The organism is Collinsella sp. wc0583, from assembly GCF_046116915.1.
GTDB lineage: Bacteria > Actinomycetota > Coriobacteriia > Coriobacteriales > Coriobacteriaceae > Collinsella.
The window spans coordinates 75,771-96,552 of the sequence record NZ_JBJXBN010000005.1 but is presented as its reverse complement, the minus strand read 5'-3'; the positions used below and the strand labels follow the sequence as shown (position 1 = coordinate 96,552).

Genomic DNA, 20,782 nt, shown 5'->3' with positions numbered 1-20,782 from the left:
TTCCTTATCCAAAGCACCTAGAAAAAAGTAAGGTAAACATAATTAGATAAAGCATCATGGCTGAAGACAATAACGACAGTGCTTCAAACCTACCGCAACGCTTTTGTTCAAGATGACAAGAAATGTTAAAAATGAAAAGATCAGCCGCAAACAACAGCGGAGTTAAATATCTTGCCTGCACACCAGCAACGCGTTCGCATGCAACCCCAGTGAAAGAAATATATAAGGCCGTAGATATCAAATAGCAAGTGAGAATCAGAAGCAAGGAGCACCAAATAGCGTTTTTCCGGCAAATTAAAGAAATCGAAGTGTCGTTGCTATCAAGAATGCAAATCGCAGTACCAATAATTATAGGCAGATAGCTAAACACAGGTACATAAGATGCGATATCCCCTAGATAAGCAATATTCGTAGCGATTGAGTTTATAAAACCCGGGTTCAGAAACTCAACAAAGACGAACTTACTAAGAATGCCAAGTGCACTCAACGGATTGGTCAAAATAAAATGCACTTGCTGAGTTGAATTAACATTATCGCCACCACGGGCATCACCTGCTCCGCCTCCATTTGATGCAATAAAGGGGATAAGAAAAGAGATAACAACGAGAACGCCTAAGAGCAGCAAAATACTCTCAAATATTCTTTTTTGCCGATTATCAGCAAACCTTGAAGAAGGAATGAGAAACAGTAACCCTAAAAGAGGGAAATAAACCGCCTTTGGAGCGAACGCGAAGACAAATACTAAGACTGTCTCAACGTACGTCGAACACTTTAGTTCAGTTCTACCCGTGATCAATCTAAGAAGGAGAGCAACTCCGAGAAGAGTTAAACAATTGATCCAAGGGTCATAGGAATAATTGGCCGCCATGAAAACATTCGAAGGAAGCAGCGCAATGAAAGACAATAAATATTTCTTGCATGGGGCTACTTTAATTGCTAAGTAGCAAATAAAGGCATAGAACATTAAATTGAACAGTTTCCCCAAAACAAACTTAAAACTGAAAGGTAGCTTCAATACTCTACCAAGCCAAATACCGCATGATGAAGGAAGATAGCCTAGAGATTGGAAAGAAACAGAAGTGGAAAGGCCGGTCTCCTTGCAAAGGGTGGCGGCAGTATCCTGATGATTTAATTCCAAACATAATGACTCAACGGCTCCACGGCCCCATTCATTATCTGGGCTTATCGGCCACTTTCCAAGTGCAGCGTTATTAGAGAATCCGGCATCTTGCTCAAATAAGTTCTCAAGCATCCTATCTGAAACAGTAGTCTCAGCTTCGCTGACAAAGGAAAAGCTATTCGCATTATGAAAATGAATTTGATCATCCCATGAAAATAAATTAGTTACAGGAAAGACAAGTATGATGCCAAGTCCAACAACGGCAATTGCTAGAGGGGTAAATAAATCAGGGCGATTCCACCAATCATGGAAACAAATTATGAATCCAGTGCACGCAAACAACGGAAGAACTGATGCAAGAATAACGGTTTTACTGAAACCAATAAAACCGAAAAGAGCGCTTGCAAGCAGGGCACAAAGTACGATTGCAGCGCAGACAACAATGTTCTTTTTTGAAAAACTCAACTTTATATTAAGGTCAAAATCTATTTTAAATAGCCTAAATACGGCTAAGACTGCGCTTCCCAATAGATAAAAGAAGAGAATTCGCGCAGGAGAAATGGCCGCAAGAGAAAAGGGCGATTTGCACCCAACTACCGTTAAAAGCTCAAGCACGCAAGAAAGAACAGCAATTCGAATCGAATCAACTTTAAGCTCTTGAGAAAAACAGCCTTCAACAATTACATCTGTTATGCCTATTGTCGTGTCCTTATGCAAAGACCGACTTCTTACACATGTACAAATCAAATAAATGACAATCAGAAAAAAATATAGGAAAACTGCCGCAAAGTTGTGAACGAACAGCAGGGAAACTATAAATATTAATAGGCTAACAATAAGAGAGGCTTTGACCTTTTTAAGCCAATCTAAATCAAGTGAAGAAGACAAATTTAGAAACCCCTTTAACAAAATAATCGCTTTTATAGTGCATTGCTATTCATACTAAATGAATAAAATCGAAAGATTGCCCTGGCTACAATCTGAGGCCAGAATTTATTTAACATTTCAAGATCTTCATTGCTTCTCGTGTCATCCTCTATCAGCGCAGTTGTCTCTGATCCTTCATGAATTCTGTGATGCATAAGAATCTCTGGTGAATAGACGAAAGACCCCTTAAGCCGTGAGAACCTCTCCCATGCCTCCCAGTCTAAATCACATTTCATAGAACTAGAAAACAGTGGGGTCTTAAGAGTGTCAAGATTATAAGTAACTGAGGGGCAACAAATCGCCGAACCAAACTTAAGAATATGGCGCTTATCTCGAGTGGATGCGGAGTAACCCAAACGGGCAAATTTATTGAGTAGAACCCTTTTCACTTTAAGGATGGAATTTTCATCAACAAATTCACCGTTGCGAAGCTCACCATAATTCGAGAAGAAAATCAAAGGATCACAGGAATGATTGACGGAACGAAGCATTTCCAGAGTGTAATTTGGAGAATACACATCGTCTTGGTGAGCAATGGTAACCAAAGGAGTCTGTGCATGACCAATTGCGCAGTTCCAATCATGGCTGATGCTAGGCTTCCCGTCATTAATAACAACTGGAACGTTAAATCGAGAAGCAGTCTGATCTATATACGTGTTCGGAGTTGAGGTCGAAACAATAATATCGCTAGCCTGCTGTTGGTTTACAAGCGAGGAGAGACAGTCGGCCAGGTAAGGAGACTCCCCATAGGCGCAAAGAACAAAAGTGTGATCATGAGCAAAGTATTTCAACGATATTTCCTAATCCTTGTGAATTTCCTTATCGAGCAATGCAATTTTTTGCGTCAAGTTCTTAATAGCAATAGCTTGCTTACTAACAATAGAGCTTAGAGATAGCAAGATCAGGATTAAAAACAGAAAACCGACCACGAAAATGAAATTGGATGAAGTTGCAAAACCAAAAAAAGAAGAAATGGAATACAACGGTTGTGGAAATAAGCCACAGATCAAAAGAGCCGCAACCAATGCAAGCCAGAGAAGCGAATAACGCAACTGTAATTTGTCTTTAAGAATTAGCCGTATAACATAAATTGCAAGCAGTAGACAGGCAATAACGATTGCCAACTGTAACGATGCAGACATCAAAACCCCTAGTTCGAGAAAGCCGAAATTATTATCGCAAGTGTCACTTTAATCATGTAGTAAACGCTCGAAAAACCCGAAATAGAAGAAGACCCACCTTGGCGTTCTTTCATCACCACTGATACTTCAGCAACATTCAGGCCCCGCGAAAGAGCCGATACGATTGAATCCGGCTCAGGATAATCGGCTGGGTATTTTTTGCAAAACAAATCAATTGCCCTAACGTTGCAAGCCCTGAAACCAGAGGTGGGATCCGTAATTCTTTGATGTGTGACCAGTTTTATTACTCCGGAAAGCCAAGTTATTCCAACTCTCCTAAGAAAGGAAGACTGGAAACCCTCCGTCTGTTCCAAAAATCTTGAACCAACGACCAAATCTGCACCGGCAATTATTCTATCTACAAGCTTGTAGATATATGCAGGGTCATGCTGTCCGTCACCATCAACCTGAACATCAATGTCATAGCCATATTGTTGAGCATATTTATGCCCAGCCTGAACAGCACCGCCAATCCCAAGATTCTGGGGCAGATTTAGTACATTGATATTATTCTTTCGACAAATATCGAGCGTGTCATCCGTGGACCCATCATTAACCACAACGTAGTCATAGCCAGCTCGAACCACTGAATCAACAGTAGAGACAATACTCTCCCGCTCATTATAGGCAGGTATTATGACAAGAATTCTTGGGGAGTTATTCATGTTGCTCCGTAAACTATGCCAAAGCTAAAGCCAATAAAACAAGTCTATCCACTCCAAATGGAGCCAACTTAATCATCACAAAAAGAGCGACCCGGATTTTAAGAGATTGACCCTTTGGCGAGAACAATCCGATTAAAGGGTTTGAAGGATAGCTGGGAAACTGTTGGCTCATTTTGGCTTTAGCGAACTTCAGCTTGGTCGACATCACCTTGAGACCGCATCCGCGACAATATGTTAATAAGGCATTGAACACATTTGCCAAATATGCATACTCAATTACATCGTAATCAGTTTTGTTCAATGAACTTAAATCGTGCGACTCAAGGAAAGAGTCAAACATATCGAAAATCAAACCATCGAAATTATGGTTACTCCCAAGAGTTTGAGTGGTCGATTTCCTATTTAGGCGATAATAATAACCAGCATAATCAATCACTTTATACGTAGCCCCCCAATAATAGAGGGACAGATTAAAATAAATATCTTCCCCTTTCCGGGCATCGCTAAAATCAATATTATGATCTTCGATAAAAGACTTCTTTATCATTTTGCAGCAAGCAACTGAATACGTGACAACGCTCCAAACACTATCGCTTGGGATATATGTTGATAAAGCACCGTCTACATCACGCGTGTAGCCACCAATAATTAGATCAAAGTCCTGATGTAATACATCAGCAACATAGCGACTGATATAGTCGCCAGCCACATAGTCATCGCTATCAACGAACATAATATACTCGCCCGACGCAATGCTTAAGCCACGAATCCTTGATTTACCTTGACCGACATTTTCATCGTTATAGAGAACGGTCAGTTTATCTGAGCAACGTCCTGCGTAATCAGCAAGAATCGCTTGGGACGAATCAGAGCTGCAATCATCAATGCATATTACTTCGTAATTTGAATAGGTTTGATTAACAAGTGAATCCAGGCACTGTCTTAGATAGTTTTCGGCGTTAAATACGGGGACGATCACACTTACCTTAATCAACGAAAATCCCCCTTAGTCGACTTAAGGGTATAAATAATAAAACAGAGTGAAAAAACAAACGCTAACCCATAGCCTAATATTCCGGTAAAGCTAACGCCGTTCATAGAGAAATTCGGGACGAAATAGAAAGAAAATGCCAACGCTAGAAGTGCTGCGGCTGCGTTACCAATAAAAGACTCAATTACTTTTCTCATGGCAACCAATAAATCATTTGCAAACCAGAGTAAGACCGTAAAGAGCGAACAGATTAACATGGGCACCAACAGCTCAGTATGCTCAGCAACTTCTCCGCCATATAGCAAATAGAGGAAATAGTGACCGAAAAAACTAAATAGCAAAGAAAGCGCAGCAACGAGAGCCAGCATCGTCAGACTAACTTTGATGAATAAAGATATAAAGGATTTATTATCGCCACGGGAAAAATGCTCGGCGAATCTACCTATCAAGGGCGTATAGATATAAGAAGCCCCCGTTTGAACGATAGCAATTGGCGAAGCAACCGAGGCATATATTCCAAGACTAGCCGTTCCGAAAAATGAACTTAGCATTTGTCGAGGAAATGTCATGGCCGCACTGCAAGCAAATAAAGAAGCAGCCGGCAAAATCCCGATTTTAAGAAAATAGAAGACTGTTGATTTATTAATAATAGGACGTAGCGTATCAAATTGCTGTGCTTTTGGGATATCAAAGAACAAGCAGACAGGAATGCAGACAAGAGTCATGATCACAAGAGCCATTTCGAGACTCAAATTCATAATTAGAGCAACTGAGAATGCCGTCACCGACAATATTCCCCGAAGCGCAAATGAAATACCGACATAATCCATCCTGTAATTCTGCTGATCCAGGCCATGGAAAACATCGATAACAAGTTCAAGGGCTTTGTATAAAAGATAAATAAAGATAGATATCAATGCGCTAGATGCACAAGTGAAATAGCTATATATCATTGAGCCAATGAGTGCTGCGATTACGGTTAAGAACCTGAAACCAAGATAATCACCAGCAGAAAAGCTATGGCTCACATCTGAAACTTGAATGGTTCTCATTCTATACTGAGCAAAAGGTACAAAAATATTTGCGATGGACATCGCAAGCGCCAAATTGCCAGCATATTCAAGTCCATCACTTAAGCGGACAACTAAAACCGTGAGAAGCCACTGGCAACCTAGATAAATCAAAGAACCCGCAGCGTTATATAAAATATTCTGTTTATCAGACAGTTCTCTACTCACTGACATCCAATCAAGACAAAACGGATTGCTTTAGTTTAAAGCAATCCGTTGAATACTGATAATTTACGCCAATAAACCCAGCATCAACTACTTAGAAACACTAAGCAGCCACGATTGCGCCTCGGTGCCGTTGGCGGTGTACAGCTGGGCCCGCGTCCCGTTCGAGGTCTTGCCCGAGGTTAGGTCGAACGCGGCGTCGGGGTCCATCGCCGAGCGGAACTCGTAGCCCCCGTCGTCCCTCCTGATCGCGATCCAGCGCTGGGGCCGGGTACCGCTCGCGTCCCAGAGCTGGAGCTTGGTCCCCGGGTCGGAGGACGGGCCGGTCGGGTCGATGGCCCTCCCGCTCTTGGCGTTCCTGATGACGACGTAGTCGCCCTCGTGGGTCACCGTCCAGGCCTGCGCGACGGTTCCGTTGACGTCGTACAGGGAGACCGCGGTACCGTTGGCCGTCCTGCCGCCCTTCGCCTCGAGGGCGGAGGAGGGGCGCTTGGCGGACCTGATCACGTACGTCCCGTCGGCGAGGTCGCCCGCGTGCTGGGATGCGAGCTCGTCGGCACGGGTCTCGGGCAGCTCGTAGGCCTCAAGCGCCCACGACTGCGCCTCGGTGCCGTTGGCGGTGTACAGCTGGGCCCGCGTCCCGTTCGAGGTCTTGCCCGAGGTTAGGTCGAACGCGGCGTCGGGGTCCATCGCCGAGCGGAACTCGTAGCCCCCGTCGTCCCTCCTGATCGCGATCCAGCGCTGGGGCCGGGTACCGCTCGCGTCCCAGAGCTGGAGCTTGGTCCCCGGGTCGGAGGACGGGCCGGTCGGGTCGATGGCCCTCCCGCTCTTGGCGTTCCTGATGACGACGTAGTCGCCCTCGTGGGTCACCGTCCAGGCCTGCGCGACGGTTCCGTTGACGTCGTACAGGGAGACCGCGGTACCGTTGGCCGTCCTGCCGCCCTTCGCCTCGAGGGCGGAGGAGGGGCGCTTGGCGGACCTGATCACGTACGTCCCGTCGGCGAGGTCGCCCGCGTGCTGGGATGCGAGCTCGTCGGCACGGGTCTCGGGCAGCTCGTAGGCCTCAAGCGCCCACGACTGCGCCTCGGTGCCGTTGGCGGTGTACAGCTGGGCCCGCGTCCCGTTCGAGGTCTTGCCCGAGGTTAGGTCGAACGCGGCGTCGGGGTCCATCGCCGAGCGGAACTCGTAGCCCCCGTCGTCCCTCCTGATCGCGATCCAGCGCTGGGGCCGGGTACCGCTCGCGTCCCAGAGCTGGAGCTTGGTCCCCGGGTCGGAGGACGGGCCGGTCGGGTCGATGGCCCTCCCGCTCTTGGCGTTCCTGATGACGACGTAGTCGCCCTCGTGGGTCACCGTCCAGGCCTGCGCGACGGTTCCGTTGACGTCGTACAGGGAGACCGCGGTACCGTTGGCCGTCCTGCCGCCCTTCGCCTCGAGGGCGGAGGAGGGGCGCTTGGCGGACCTGATCACGTACGTCCCGTCGGCGAGGTCGCCCGCGTGCTGGGATGCGAGCTCGTCGGCACGCTGAGCTTTAACTGACTCCGCAACGACAGAACCGTAGGAATAATTCATATCAACGTAGCCGTTAACACCCGGAACAAGACCATCGCTCGCATATTGCCAAATACTGTAGTTGCCAGTGTAATCACACTGATAGTTATACTGCGCAATCCAATGGTCCCATGCGGATGACTTAAAAACCTGATCAGTCAAGACGTTGTTAAACCAATACAGATTCGCGTAAATACCAACCGAATATCCAGCGCTAGTAATACGGTTGCAAAAAATTGAGGCCCTGGAAGCAATTCCATCTTGTCTACCCTCTGCGATAATGGAATTATCTTCAAGATCGTAATAAACGGGAAGCTGCGGGGTATGTCCCGCCAAATTATCGATCACAAACGAAGCTTCATCTTCCGCCTGCGAGTCATCCCACGCATATGAATATAAGTATATGCCGTAAGGAATTCCTAGGCGTTCGCACTCAGAGATATTCCTTTGAAATTGGTAGTCGAGTCGGCCGCCGAAAGAAGGAGCGCCGAAGCCAATTCGAAGAATGGCAAAATCGATACCAGAAGCCTTAACAGCTTCCCAATCAACTTTTTTTTGATGTTCGCTGACATCGATTCCCTCAGCAGTCGCCCCAGTTGGCAAATCCGTTATCGATAATGTCGAGATACCTTCGTCTTCAGAGGCGTTAAGCGAAGAAACGATTTCGCCATTTTCATATCTCCACGAGTTTTCAACTAATGATCGCGAGGTATCGCCATAGCAAGAGTGCGCGAACGCAAGCCCAAATAGCAGTAAAGAAATTCCAAATAGTATTTGTCTTTTTATTTGACGCATGCACATATCCTTCGAACGAAAAACGTTGCAATTATATCAAAGTGAGAGAGCTCGAAAAAAAATCGCCTCTCTTTCACCTCTACAATCCAGCCACAAGCAATCTTTCATCCACCCTTAATTAATTCGCCAAAAAGCAGGTAGGGCAAGCGTGGCGCAATTTAATCAAACTTGTATTAACCCATTTAACTGCAATTACACTACACATCTGCCACATAATTATTATCAAACAAATGGCAAACCATAACATGCAACGGCATCCCGACTCTCTAAAGTGAGAAATACTCGCTCTCAGTGGATAAGTTCTGCCCCAACCACGGATCGCCCGTCAAGAAGAACTCTGGCCAGCGCTGCATGAACAGTGCCTGTTCGCGTTTCCAGCGGCGCAGCTTTTCCTCGTTGGCCTCTTCCCTGCCGCGCGAGGTGAACTCGTAGTGGTACAGCTCGGCATAGGGCGTAAAGATGGTGCGGTAGCCCGCCTCCCACACGCGCAGGCAAAAGTCCGCGTCGTTAAAGCCGACGGCGAATTCCTCGTTGTAGCCGCCGACCTGCTCAAATGTGTCGCGTCGGACCATCTGGCAGGCACCTGTTACGGCGCTAAAGTTGCCCGGCCGCACGGCGCGCGCAAGATAGCCCTCGCGCTTTGCCGAGAAATCCTGGTTGGCATGGGCAAGTGCGCCACGCACGCCAACCAAAATGCCAGCATGTTGCACCAGATGATCGGCAAAATAGAGTTTGGCGCCCACCACACCCGCATCGGAACGCTGCAGATAGCCCATCATCTCTTCGATAAAGTCCGGGCTTATGACCTCGGTATCATTGTTGAGCAGCAGCAAGTAGTCGCCCTTGGCATGCTCAACACCAAAATTGATGATCTGGGAGTAATTGAACTCGCCCGGCCAGTACACAACACGCGCGACGCCCTTGCCTTCAGATACTGCGGCCACGCGCTCCGGCAGGGTTTCGTAATACGCAAACGTCTCCGGGGCTTCGCTGTTGTTCTCTACCAAGACGATCTCATAGTTGGCATACGTGGCCTTCTGGGCGATAGACATCACACAGGCATCGAGCGTCTCAATGTGATCCTTGGTGGGAATCACAATACTCACCAGCGACGCAGGCTCCGGCAGCGCATAACGCATGCGATAGACAAACGGCGTCTCGGTCTCCTTGACCGTTCCGTGAACGCCAAGCGAGTCAAAGTGACGCTGCAGCGCCAAACGACCGGCTTCAATGGCATACGGCTTGCTATCTGCAGAGCCATCGGCGGTGGAACCGGGGTGCACACGCCAGTGATACAACACGTGGGCAATATGCTCAAAGCGTGCGCCCGATGCAAGGCAGCGAAGCGTCAGATCATAATCCTGGGCGCCAGCGACGTCTTCCGGCGACATGCCAATGCGATCGATAAGTGCCTTCTCCACCATCAGAAAATGCGTCACGCAGTTATGGCTATAGAGCAGGTCGACGTTGAGTTTGGTCTTAAAGACCGGTTGACCCCACTCCCCCGTTTTCTGGAACATGTCCTCGTCACAGAACAGGACCTGCGGACGCTCACCCTCTGCCGCCTTGTTCAACGCGGCGACATAGTGGAACAACGCATCCGGCTCCAGAATGTCATCGTGGTCTAAGAATGCGATGTAGTCGCCCGTCGCTTGCTGAATGCCAGCATTGGTGTTGAGTACAATGCCGCCGTTACCAGGCAGCTCAATCCAATAAACCCGCTCGTCATTGGCGTCGGCCGCAAGATTGGACACCGCGTCCCAATCGGGCGAGGCGTCCATAAGCAGCAATTCCCAGTTGTCATAGCTCTGGGATAGCACAGAGTCCAGCAACTCGCGCAGGTAAACCCGATCGGTCCTATAGCACGGCACTACAATGCTCACGAGCGGCCTATAGGCAAATGCCGCCGAAGCGACACGCTGGCACGCCAAATCACCCGGCTTTGCGCGATGTTGCTCAAACCAACGTCGATAGGCCGCATCATCCGCGCGCGCATCCTTCATGCGGTTCCAACTGTCGTCGACCATGCCGTTGTACAAACGACCATCCATGGCACAAAATCCACTCTGGATTTGGCCCGTGGGATCAGCCGCAATCACGACAAAATCGCGTATATCCTGAGGCATCTCAACGCTCAGATACGTTTTATTGACGCGACATCCGTTCTGCTGGGGAACATCGACCTGCGACTCAAACACATGCACCGTGGCATCGATCGCATTCATGTGCGTATCGAAGATCTGGAGCTCAGGGACGCACTGGGGATCTCCCGCCCACTTGACCTCATAGCGCCAGACGACGCCCTCATCTGCCGGTAAATAACGAACGGCATCGATCTCGTAGCGACCGCAGCACTCGCCGCGCTGCGCGTCGCGGACAAGCGCGCACAGCGCAGGCTTTGCTTTGTAATTAATCTTAGATTCCAACTTGGCAATACGACTATCAAGGCGAATAGAGCCCAGCCTTTTACCGCCGGACGCAAATGAGACGTCAATTGTAGAGCCGTCCATAAACGGAAGCATCAAGACAACGAGCTCGCGCTCATAATCGGCAACGGAGGGACAAAGCGCGAGCACGCGGCCATGATCGACCGGCAGTGCCAAAGACGGCACGCAAACGCCATTGGTCGTCGCGCGGACAAAGGCCTGAGAACCTTCTTGCTCAATAATCTCCGCGATATCCTGGCCGGCAAAACGAAGCAGCACAAACAGGCGGCCCTGGCTGCGGCAAAGCGCTAAACGCTTGATACTCATCTACACCTCTCGCTTTCCCAGAGCATTCGCGGCCATGCGCTTGCACGCGCCCAGGCGCCCAAACCTCAAGACGTCGTAATCGAACATGAGCTTTTTGCACGAACGAGCAGCAGGCACCTTACCGACAAGTGCCGCACGCACCATAGCGGCAACAGAAGGAGCACATTGCGCGAGCGCGGCATCGTTGCCCACGGCAGAACCATCAAGCGCCGCGGCGACGGCAGCAAACACCTTACCGCAGTCCGAACCCAGCAACCTGAGCGCATCGTACAGCACCAGATCGCAGAGGAAGTACGCCAGGTCATCGGCATGCTGAGCATCGAGACCGTCGCGTTGCCAGTCAGCAAGCACCGCGGAGTAAATCTTCACGTGCTCCAACAGGCGCGTCTCGTCGTCATAGCGCATGGTGTCCATGAGCGAGCCTTTGCGTGCCACGCGATAGTCGTACAGTTTGTTCGAGATAAGCGCGGTCTTGTGCGAGCGACCGTACACGGCAAAATCAAAGACCTGATCCTCGCCATATTTAACGGTTTCATCGAACACGATCCCGTTGCCCAGCAAAAAAGCGCTCTTGCAAGCGGTGCGCCATGCAAAGGGGCGGGATGCTTCCTTAAACAGCAGGTCGGAGCTATAGCCCACAAACGACACATCGCGCGGACTCAGCACATAGTTAAGCCACGGATACCCCGCCTCCAACGGATACGGGTTCGCGCCAAAGGTCAAAACGTCGCAATCCTCACGCTCAAAGGCATCGACGATTACGCGGCACGCATCAGACGTAAACCGGTCGTCGGAATCCAAAAACGCGACGATAGGAGCCGAGGATGCAGCGATTCCCGCATTACGCGCGCTCGACAAACCACCGTTGGGTTTATCAACCAGCGTAAAGCGCGTATCCTTTTCGCAAAGGGCAGCGGCGATATCGCGCGAGCCGTCCGGCGAGCCATCGTTAACCAGCACGCCCTCCCAATCGGGCATATCCTGCGCGAGTAGGGAGTCCAGGCACCATGCCAGGCACTCCTCCACCTTGTAGATGGGAACGACGACGGAAATCCTAGGGGTAGCCATGGTCACGCGCTCCTACTGTGCCGCCGGCACGTCGTCGGGATGCGGGTTATCGCCGTAGGTACGCTGATACGTCAGCACGCGCCAGACCAGCGGCAGCCCGCCTATCTTAAAGTAGTGCTTAAACGTATTGAGCTTGCCCGGCTTTTTAAAGCCAAAGCGCGAATCGATATAGGCACGGGGCGATTTGACCATCAAACGCAGGTCGGTCTCGCCGCGCGGGTCGAAGAGCGACAGGTCAAAGCGATCGGCATCCCAATCAGCCTTAAGCTCGGGAGACGCCTTCTCCCAAAACCGCTCACGCAACTCATCGACCAGACGCTCGTCATTCCAGCGGTACGTATCGACCTTCATGCGCATTAAAATGCCCTGGAGCCGAGCCTTGAGCTCGGGGCGTTCATCCAAAAAGCGCTGCATCTCGGCATATTCGTCGCACACGCAAAACACCTTGTTGGGCGAATTAACGGAGCTCTTCTCGTTATCCTGGCGATAGCACAAAATGGGATCCGCAATAAACGCAGCACGCTCGGCGCTTGCCCAGACCTTAAAGTTAAAACCCGCATCCTGATACGAGGCACCCGGCGTGGGAAGGAACCGAATCTGATTGTCGTTGAGAAACTCGCGACGATAGATGGCCGACCAAATGGACGGCTTGCGGTAGAAAATGCCCGGTCGATCGACGGGACGATACGCCGCACCCGTCATATACTCGTCGATAATCCCAAACAACTCGCGGCGCTTGCTGGGCGTGGACCAGTACAGGTAGAAGTCGCCCTTAACAACATCGGCGTGCTCGGCGTCAGCCTTGGCAACCAGCTTTTGGAGCGAATCCTCGAACATAAAGTCATCGGACTCCAAAATGCCCACGTACTCGCCACACGCCATCTCCAGGCCGCGATTCATCGAGTCGCCGTAGCCGCTGTTGGCCTTGTCAATCATCTTGACGCGCGCATCGCGTGCCATGTACTCGCGAATGATATCCGGCGAGCTATCGGTGGAGCCATCGTTGATGCAGATGATTTCGATGTCCTTGAGCGACTGTGTCACAGCGGAATCGAGGCACTCGCGCAGGTAGCGCTCAACATTGCAAATGGGAATAAGCAACGAAACTTTAGGGGTATCAGAGTTCTGCAAGAGAACCTCCTGTTGAATAGCGTGTAACAGGGTTATTTTAGCAGCCGAGTTGCGGCGGGCGGCACCGCTCGGAATTAGATAAAGCGTTCCAGGCAGGCCTTGAGACCGCGGGTCGAAAGATAGAACAGCGCGGCGTCTGCCATCGAAACGCCCGAGGTCGCCGCAACGAGCTTATGGGCAACACGGCAAACGGCGCCCTTAGCAGGCATATCCGCCCACTCCGTTCCCAAAAACGTCGTGAAATCCATATTGACGCGACCGGCCACGCGACGGAAACCATCGGCATCCAAGCGCGCCAAATCAAACACGATAAGGTCCAAGAACCAGGTAATCAGCTCTCCGGGGCACAGGTCCAAAAGGCCGTAGGCCGCCCAGTCTTCCATAACTTCCTCGAGCATCCTCATGTGTGCGTCGAGCTTTTTGGCGCGTGCCTCGGCACTGTTGAACTCGTGCGTCGCCGATTCGCTCTCCATCACGTAGTGGTAGAACCTGACCGGCATGACGACGGTCTTAGGAGCCAGCGCGTAAGCTGCGAACTGGAACACAACGTCCTCACCCAAGGCCAAGCCGGGGGCAAAGCGAATGCCTTCGCGATTGAGCAGCTCGCGCGAAAAAGCCGCGCGGCACGCATAGGGCTGTGCGTTTGCGTGGAACAGCAACTGGGGATCACGGGCGCCAAAAGTGCCCGCCTTGGGGCTCATGAGTTGCTGGACCCGCTTGGGCGCGGCGTCGGACGGCTCGCAAACGCCGCCAAAAACGGCGACCTCGGCATCTGCAGACTCCATGGCATGCAGCACGCACTCGACCGTCTGGGCGTCGATGTAATCGTCGGCGTCCACAAAAAAGACGGTCTCGCCCTCGGCGGCATCGATACCGGCATTTCGAGCGCACGAGACACCAGCGTTTTCCTGGTCAATCACCAGCACACGGTCGTCGGCCTGCGCAATTTGACGCAAGACGCCCAGCGAATCGTCAACCGAACCGTCGTTGACACAGACAACCTGAATCGAGCGCTCAGACTGTGCCAGCAGCGAGTCGAGGCATCTCTGAATGGAGCGCGCGGAGTTGTATACGGGAACGACAATAGTCGCTTTGGGAATCGAGGCCTCTCCCATACCGACCTACCCCCTCAGCGATTCGATGAGGAAGGCGGCGACCACACCAGGGCCTCCAACCGAGGCGTAATACTTAGCGCGCCCCAAGGCACCATCCGTTGCAAAGTGCGGATGCTCGTCAACCCAGCCCTCTGGATCTTTGAGGATGGCAGCGAGATTCGCGCGCTTCCACGGCTTAAGATCGTCCAGCGAAAACTCCCCGGCGTCCAAGGCCGCTTGGAATTCCTTGGCCATCTGCACCAGGAACTCCTTATAGAACTTGGGTGCCAAGCGCACATAGTTCCACATATACGAATCGTATTTAATGAGCTGATTGAACTTGAGCATGCGGGCGACGTCATCGCTTGCGTGATCGCGAGCATAATCTTCTCGGATCCAGCGCTCGATTTCGGCATACTCGGTATTGACGCAAAAGACCTTAGCCGAAGAATTGACCGAGGAGTTCTCGTTGTCCTGACGATACGAAAGCACGGCATCGTGCAGGTAAACGGCCTTGTCTGCGCATGCAATCGCCTTAAAGGCAAACGACGTGTCCTGAAAGGATGCTCCCGGAGTCGGCAGGAACTTGATGCCGTTGCGCTCAAGAAAATCACGGCGGTACACGGCCGACCAAATCGACGGCTTTTGCTTAAAGAACTGCGTCGTGTCGCTCGGATGCACCGGCTTGTCACAGTCCCTTGCCTTAAACATCTCGTGCAGCGAGCGGCGCTCCTCGGGCTTAGACCAGTAGAAGTCAAAATTTGCCTTCGCAAAGTCGGTATTGAAGCGCTCGGCAGCTGCCACGAGCTTCTCCAGCGCATCGGGCGCCATAAAGTCATCGGACTCCAGAATGCCCACGTACTTGCCGCGCGCCATCTCAAGCCCGCGGTTCATGGAGTCGCCGTAACCGCTATTGGCCTTGTCGATCATCTTCACGCGCGCGTCGCGCTCCATGTACTCGCGGATAATCGCCGGCGAGTTGTCGGTAGAGCCGTCGTTGATGCAGATGATTTCGATGTCCTCGAGCGTCTGCGCCACGGCGGAATCGAGGCACTCGCGCAGATAGCGCTCAACGTTGTAGATGGGAACAAGCAGCGACAGGACAGGGCCGCCAGGGGAATTAGTAGACAAATGTGCTCCTTAGGAAATACCTGCCGTTAATGGTATCAAAGGGTCGTCCCGCCCGCGGGCGTTTATATAATCTATGGAGCCCGCAGAGGCAAACCGATACGAAAGGACGTCATGCAGCACAAAGCCGCACGCAACATAGTCATCGAAGCGCTGCGCTTAATCGCGGTCGCCACGCCCATGGCAGGTTCCTGCGTTTTATTCAAACCTTGCCAACATGGCGCAGCGACCCTTTACAATAGGTGCCGTCCAAACGACGCATTCGATAGCTTCCGTGCGGCGCTCGCCCGCCACGCGTGAAAGGATATATTCCCCATGACTTCCACCCTTCCCGCTCCCATCGACAAGCTTGCCATCGTCGTCGTCACCTATAAGCGCCAGGAGCTTCTGGCCAACCTGTTCGACTCCATGACCGAGCTCACGGCAATGCCTTGGCGTATCGTGATCGTCGACAACGAGAATTCACGCGAGACCGAGGCCATGTGCGCCGCATTCAACGAGCGCCTCGCCAACCTGTGGGGCATCGACGCCGATCAGCCCGATGCAAAGGGCGGCACCGACCGCGTCATCTACGCCCCGCAGCTCGAAAACGGCGGCGGCGCGGGTGGCTTCTCCGCCGGCACCAAGTGCGCCTACGACCTGGGCGCCCAGTGGTTTTGGGTGATGGACGACGACGTACTCGTCATCCCCGAGGGCATTGAGCGCCTGGCCAAGTGGGCGGACCGCTACGACGTCATCCAGGGTTCGCGCCTGGACTTTGACGGTGGCGCCTTCTTTTGGCAGTACCAGCTTATCCTTTCGCTTGGTATCCCCAACCCCATCGCTAAGTGGGACCTGGGCCCCGAGGGCTACCGCACCATGAACCAGCTGTGCTTTGAAGGCGGCCTGTTCTCGCGCCGCGTAGTCGACAAAATCGGCCTGCCCGATGCGCGCTTTTTCATCTACGGCGACGATGCCTGCTACGGCTATGTTGCCAGCCAGCACTTCCCCGCCGCCGTGGTTGCCGACGTGGTGCTCAAGCGCGCCCGCGCCGTCTCTAACTGGGACATCGCCGGCAAACGCCAGCTCAACTCCACGAGCGACACCAACCGCTACTACATCATGCGCAATCGCGGCTTTTTGGCCCGTTACATGCAGATTTACGGCGACTACCACCCCATCTTGTTCCGCTTGGGCAACGCCGCGACCTTCTGCAAGGAGTTCATTCGTCTGGCAGCGGTCGACAAGTGCTTTAAGACCGGCATCCCGGCGCTGCGCCGTGGCATGAAAGACGCTCGCAAGATCATCAAGGATCCCAACTGGAAGCCCATGCCGCCCATGAAGGACGCGGAGTAGCGGGCACCCCTACAGCCGCTGGCACACCGCTGCCACATGACACCCGTCAAACCCGAATCCCCAGCGCATGCGGCCCACACCGGGTCGCGGTACGCGAATCTTGTCGATGCCGTCGCGCTCTATGTCGAGCAGTGCCTGAACGGCCAGCAGCTCCAGGCCGAGCGCGTCTACGCCGGGGTCATACATCATGTTGACCGTTATCAGCGGACGCTCGTCGAGCATGCCGATCGTGTCTGCCACGTCAAACACGGTGCCCGTAGGAAATACCTGGATGTCCCAGCGATCCGCGCCACGCTTTCGCCTCGAGGCAGGATTGGCATAGCCCGGCAATCCAAAGCAGAGCCCCTGCAAGAGCAGGTGATATGGCAGCTGCGCATCTGGGTTGTTCACACCGATTCCCGCATCTCCCAGGATGCGGTCTAACGCCCGCTTTACCGCATCCTCGTCCCCACGGCACAACCCGTCTCGAAACGCATCGACATCTCGAACGTCCTCGGCAGCACGCTCAAACCAATCAATAATCACCAGACGAAAGGTCTGGCGAAGCTCGTTATTGGGCAACCGCAGAGCACGGAGACGACCACCATGCTCCGGCTCCTCAGCCATATCCGTCGTCAGGAAACCGGACAGATACAGCGCCGTCCACGGGCCATCGTCAGGCGAGACATCTGGCCCCGTAGCACCCAAACCAAGCGAGACCTCAACGCATGCATGGGGCTCGAGTAAATCGAACAAGACCGAAAGGCGGTCGAGATTCCACCCGGCAACTACCCTACTCAGGCAATCGGCATACCCATACAGATCGGCTCGCACGGGCGCCGTGCAGCCTCGGTCCAGAAAACCGATCACACGCGCCGGACTCGAGCAATAGGCCCTGCCAAACCGATATCCCTCGAGCCATTCACGCGCATCATCCAGGTATTCCTCGCGTCCAGCATGACTCAACAGAGCCTCGACCTCGGCATCCGAAAAGCCAAACCATCGGTCACACCACATCGAGAGCGGCGTCGAAAGACAATACGAGCAGCCGTGCGAAGAAAGCGCCGCTTCGGCAGGACCGGGACGCTCCCCCATCAGACACGTCAGCCGCAACGAATTGCCCGCAGCGGCAATGGCGTCAAACAGCACGCGATCGAATAGCTCCGCCGGACCGGCGCCGGAAGCGTCCCTCGCGCTCGCGCTGGGCGACCACGCCGCGTCGTACCCATCAACGAGCAATACAACCTGCTCATCGCAAGCCATCTCCAGCAGCTCAATGAGCAGACCAAGCACCGAGTCAACCTCGTCCGCGCTCGCCACGCCACGCGCAACGCGCTCGATGTGACGCACCTTATCTCGAGCTAAATCCGGGGCTTCCAAGAGTGCCAGCAGGCGAGCGCACTCGCCCGAAAGAGCATCGCGCACGACGTCGGCAACAGCGGTGCCACGTCTCACAGCGTCAGAAAAGTCCAGCGATATCACCGGATAGCAAGCGTACTCGTTCCTATAGCGCCCGCCGTCCGCATCCCAAATCTGAGCACCGGCAAACGAGATCCGACCGGCGCGACCGACCACGGGACGCTCCAGAAAAGCCTTGAGCATCGACAAGTTCATGCTTTTGCCAAAACCCTCGGGTCGGCAGCACACCATAACGGACGCATCGCAATCCAGCATATCGGCAATAAACATGGTCTTATCGACCAGTGCGCAGCAACCAAGAGCCCCCACATAGTCGTGCATGCCAATGGGCAAAATCGCATCGTCGGCACAGCCAATCAGACGCACACCAAAGCCGGCAGCACAACCATTATTTGCCTGTTCAGACATTGCAACGTTCCCCCTAAATCGCAGCACGATTCCAATTGTAATGACGGCCTCTCACGTACTGATGTAGCGCGCAAACATATCGGGCAACGGTAGCAACATGGGGTGTGAGGGGGCATAACTAATCGTTGCACAACAAAACAGGGCCCGATGCATTCGCACCGGGCCCCGACCCGACTCTTTAGTTATCTGGCAACTGAGAGCCTACTCCTCAGAGTCGTCCTCTCCAGAAGCTTTCTTCTGCTGATCGAGCTTATGCTTACCACTTACGATAGACGTAGCGCCCAGCGTGGCCAAGCTCGCGCTGGCAAGGCTCGCCATCACAATCAGATCGCCCGTCTTGGGCATATTGCCGCCAGATGACTTGGTTGTGGTGGTCGTCGTGGTCGTAGTGGTCACCGTTTTGGAGTCATTTTGCTCCTGAACCTGGTTGTCAGCACCGCTCTTGTCGTCGTCTTCGGACTGTTTCTTTTCGCCCTCGGTCTTGCTCTCGTCCTTCTTCTGACCGGACTTGTCGCCCTTCTCATCAGAGCTAGGACCCTTATCGGATTCAGCCTTCTCGGAAGCCTTGTCCTTTGAGTCGCCCTTTGCGGCCTCGGTCTTTTCCATGGAAACCTGATCAGAGTTGTCCTTGTTCTGAGTCGAGCCATTATTGACGCCAGCCATCAGCGAAGAGCCCAACGTAGAACCAAGCTGCACGGAGAAAGAAGGCTTCTTGTCCGGCGAAGCAACGGGAGCGTCCGGCGCCTTATTCGAGTCGTCCTTGGAAGCATCGGAATCAGGGGTTGCGTCAGAGCCGGAGCCGTTGTTAGAGCCGGTGCCAACGGACAAATCGCTCGAGCCGGTGGATGAGTTAGAGGTGTCAGCGTCGGTCGAACCAGAGGCGGCGCTGTCCGTATTGCCGGCAGAGCTTGGAAACGAATCACCCGCAGCAGAGCCGTTCGAATCGGAGCCGTTCGAGGTAGAGCCGTCGTTGGTAGTGCCACCAGCAGAGCCATTACCGTCAGCATCGGTCGAGGGCGCATCCATCCTGTCATCGTTGGCATCGTCACTCGAGTCGTCATTCGAATCAGGTGTCGGCGAGGGCGCCGGCGTAGGCTCGGGCTGCACGGGCGTCGCAGCGGCTGCCTCGTCCTCAGCGATATAAACCAAGCAGTCCTTTAGCTCGTTGCGGTAGCGGTTCTTCCAGCCCTCGTGGTACTGGGGCTGGCTTGCATACTTGGTCGCCACATTATTGACCACGCTGTTGGAAAGCGCCGTCACAAACTCGCGGTCGGTCATGCTGTTGGAAAGTTTTGCCCAGCGGAAAAAGTCCTGGCAGCCACCGGTGCCGCACATATTGGTGATACTCCACACCATGCCCTTAACGCAATCGGCGCGGCCGGAGATGTCAATGCCAAGAGCACTCTTGAGCCACGCCTCGGTCACCGCATAGTACGAGTTGTACGCATACGCATCCTGCAGGGCTGAGAACTCAGCAGGATCGGTGTTATAGGCGCTCTGGAAGGCCTCCTGCGCAATACGTCCCAACTCGGTGAGCTGGCCGTTCGCATACATGGGGTTGCTCGCGTTGGAAATTTCGCTGCTGCGATCGATCGCAGCCTTAAGCATGCTGTACTTAGCAGAATCGTAGTTGTAGACCTGCTTCATAAACGGAATGAGCGAACAACGACGGTCGAACTGGTAATAACCCAGCGCGTTATAGCCATCGCCATACGAAAAGCCCTGGTTATAGTTGCCATGGCTCTCATATTTGGTGAAGTACTTCATCTCGGCGGTCACGTTGACAAACGAAACACCCTGAACCGACCTCAACACGCCCGAGAAGGACTGCTGGGTATAAAGGCCCTTATCGATATCGGTGGCATCCGAGGCAACACCCGGCGTGGGCTCCTCGGCAACAGCAGTCACAGGCGCGGCAACGGTGCCAAACGAAAGCGCCAACGTCAGGCCCGCGACAATTGCGGAATGCTTGGGCTGCATAGATCCTCCCTGCATTGGTGTAGTT

Annotated in this window: 15 protein-coding genes; 1 reads left to right on the top strand and 14 read right to left on the bottom strand. The window is 52.8% G+C overall.

What is annotated here, in order from left to right:
- Positions 1-4: 4 nt before the first annotated feature.
- The 12 genes from ACKUUJ_RS05605 to ACKUUJ_RS05550 all read right to left on the bottom strand — a co-directional run bounded on the left by ACKUUJ_RS05605 (position 5) and on the right by ACKUUJ_RS05550 (position 15,639).
- Positions 5-2,008, bottom strand: a complete 2,004-nt coding sequence (locus tag ACKUUJ_RS05605) for a DUF2142 domain-containing protein (protein ID WP_409064940.1) — start codon at positions 2,006-2,008, stop codon at positions 5-7.
- 32 nt (positions 2,009-2,040) lie between these two features.
- Positions 2,041-2,838: a glycosyltransferase family A protein gene (locus ACKUUJ_RS05600; RefSeq protein ID WP_409064939.1), complete on the bottom strand. Its 798-nt coding sequence runs from the start codon at positions 2,836-2,838 to the stop codon at positions 2,041-2,043.
- Between the two features lie 9 nt (positions 2,839-2,847).
- Positions 2,848-3,189, bottom strand: coding sequence for a DUF2304 domain-containing protein (locus ACKUUJ_RS05595; RefSeq protein ID WP_409064938.1), 342 nt, complete (start codon positions 3,187-3,189; stop codon positions 2,848-2,850).
- An 8-nt stretch (positions 3,190-3,197) separates the two neighbouring features.
- A complete protein-coding gene (locus tag ACKUUJ_RS05590; protein WP_409064937.1) occupies positions 3,198-3,893 on the bottom strand; it encodes a glycosyltransferase family 2 protein in 696 nt (231 codons plus the stop codon).
- A 13-nt stretch (positions 3,894-3,906) separates the two neighbouring features.
- Positions 3,907-4,887 (bottom strand): glycosyltransferase family 2 protein, encoded by a 981-nt coding sequence (locus tag ACKUUJ_RS05585; protein WP_409064936.1) that lies wholly within the window; start codon positions 4,885-4,887, stop codon positions 3,907-3,909.
- Positions 4,884-6,122, bottom strand: coding sequence for a lipopolysaccharide biosynthesis protein (locus tag ACKUUJ_RS05580; RefSeq protein ID WP_409064935.1), 1,239 nt, complete (start codon positions 6,120-6,122; stop codon positions 4,884-4,886). The genes ACKUUJ_RS05585 and ACKUUJ_RS05580 overlap by 4 nt, the downstream gene beginning before the upstream one ends.
- Positions 6,123-6,209: 87 nt before the next feature.
- Positions 6,210-8,462 (bottom strand): RICIN domain-containing protein, encoded by a 2,253-nt coding sequence (locus ACKUUJ_RS05575; RefSeq protein WP_409064934.1) that lies wholly within the window; start codon positions 8,460-8,462, stop codon positions 6,210-6,212.
- Between the two features lie 266 nt (positions 8,463-8,728).
- Complete coding sequence (locus tag ACKUUJ_RS05570; RefSeq protein WP_409064933.1) at positions 8,729-11,215, bottom strand: glycosyltransferase family 2 protein; 2,487 nt, start codon at positions 11,213-11,215, stop codon at positions 8,729-8,731.
- On the bottom strand, positions 11,216-12,283 hold the full coding sequence (locus ACKUUJ_RS05565; protein ID WP_409064932.1) for a glycosyltransferase family 2 protein: 1,068 nt from the start codon (positions 12,281-12,283) through the stop codon (positions 11,216-11,218).
- 12 nt (positions 12,284-12,295) lie between these two features.
- A complete protein-coding gene (locus ACKUUJ_RS05560) occupies positions 12,296-13,414 on the bottom strand; it encodes a glycosyltransferase family 2 protein (RefSeq protein WP_409064931.1) in 1,119 nt (372 codons plus the stop codon).
- 74 nt (positions 13,415-13,488) lie between these two features.
- Positions 13,489-14,529, bottom strand: a complete 1,041-nt coding sequence (locus tag ACKUUJ_RS05555) for a glycosyltransferase family 2 protein (protein ID WP_409064930.1) — start codon at positions 14,527-14,529, stop codon at positions 13,489-13,491.
- Between the two features lie 6 nt (positions 14,530-14,535).
- Positions 14,536-15,639 carry a glycosyltransferase gene (locus ACKUUJ_RS05550; RefSeq protein WP_409064929.1) on the bottom strand — a complete coding sequence of 368 codons (1,104 nt, stop codon included), beginning with the start codon at positions 15,637-15,639 and terminating at the stop codon, positions 14,536-14,538.
- 312 nt (positions 15,640-15,951) lie between these two features.
- Here ACKUUJ_RS05550 and ACKUUJ_RS05545 point away from each other — a divergent pair, with 312 nt between their 5' ends.
- The gene (locus ACKUUJ_RS05545; protein ID WP_409064928.1) at positions 15,952-16,971 is read left to right on the top strand and encodes a glycosyltransferase; all 1,020 of its coding nucleotides are present in this window, start codon (positions 15,952-15,954) and stop codon (positions 16,969-16,971) included.
- 9 nt (positions 16,972-16,980) lie between these two features.
- Here the strand turns inward: ACKUUJ_RS05545 and ACKUUJ_RS05540 are convergent, their stop codons facing one another.
- Together ACKUUJ_RS05540 and ACKUUJ_RS05535 are read right to left on the bottom strand one after the other, a co-directional pair.
- Complete coding sequence (locus tag ACKUUJ_RS05540; protein ID WP_409064927.1) at positions 16,981-18,777, bottom strand: AAA family ATPase; 1,797 nt, start codon at positions 18,775-18,777, stop codon at positions 16,981-16,983.
- Between the two features lie 201 nt (positions 18,778-18,978).
- Positions 18,979-20,757, bottom strand: coding sequence for a hypothetical protein (locus ACKUUJ_RS05535; RefSeq protein WP_409064926.1), 1,779 nt, complete (start codon positions 20,755-20,757; stop codon positions 18,979-18,981).
- Between the last annotated feature and the right edge of the window lie 25 nt (positions 20,758-20,782).